This window comes from Ferroplasma sp. Type II, assembly GCF_000496155.1.
In genome coordinates, this window is sequence record NZ_KI542681.1 from 1 (window position 1) to 957 (window position 957).

Sequence of the window (957 nt, forward strand, 5' to 3'; positions counted from 1 at the left end):
GTATTTGTAGGTATACATATATAGATAAGGCTACAGGTAAGGCCACAAAGGATAAACTGATACTCATAGGGAAAGACCAGAAGGCATATTTTATGATACCTACAGGTGAACGGGAACTAGCAATTCCGGCACATTTTGACCTTGGCACCTCAGTAAAAGATGGAGAAATGACGAAAAACATCAAAAATATTCTAGATGAAATAAAATAATTTTCAATCACCTCGACTATTTCATGCTTCATATGGCCGATCTGAGTCCCTTAACGCTGTATAGATTTCAATGATCTTATAACAGGGAGCTCATCATTGATATTGAGTTAGAATATTTGATTCTCTCCTACTAAATCGCCGATACCATAATATAGATTATATATTTATATACAATAACTAGTAATGAAGTTTGCATTATCCGGATTTGATATGGTTTCAGATTTTTATGGTTCTCCTCATGGAATTAGATTTTCCATTCCAGGAAGCCAGTGGTTCATTGTTCCGGCCTTAATGTCCTATTTTGCTTCAGAAGGGTTCCAAACATATTTCGAGACATTGCCAGAGGTTATTGTGAGAAGGCGTGCCAACGGTGCTCCTATGACTGTTGGAAATCTCATTATTGAAGACAAACCAGAAATTGTATGCCTTGATGACGAACTTATTCATAATATGAAAATAAAGAACAGGTCTGAGGCATTCGAGGATAGCATTTGCGTTGCTTACATGGGAGACAGGAAACAGCCCGATATTTGCCATATTGAAAATATGCGATTTGCCATCCCGAATCCAACAACCACCTCTCTTGGACTTGCTTTTAAGAATTATTATGAAAAAGAATGCAGTTATTATGGGGAACTCAGGGAAGGTTCAACAATATGTAACGTGCCCCATAGGGAAATACCACAGAAAATCATGAACGGCCAGGTTGATTATGGGATAATGTGGAACAGTGAGGCTAGACACTGGA

The 957-nt window shown here is 37.9% G+C and carries 2 protein-coding genes; both read left to right on the top strand.

Going from position 1 to position 957, the window contains the following annotated elements; translation table 11 throughout:
• Window positions 1-209, top strand: a 209-nt coding sequence (locus tag AMDU4_RS00005; RefSeq protein ID WP_021785946.1) for a hypothetical protein, incomplete at its 5' end; no start/stop codon positions are given.
• 183 nt (window positions 210-392) lie between these two features.
• Window positions 393-957: hypothetical protein (locus AMDU4_RS00010; RefSeq protein ID WP_290703721.1), on the top strand; the 565-nt coding region annotated here is incomplete at its 3' end.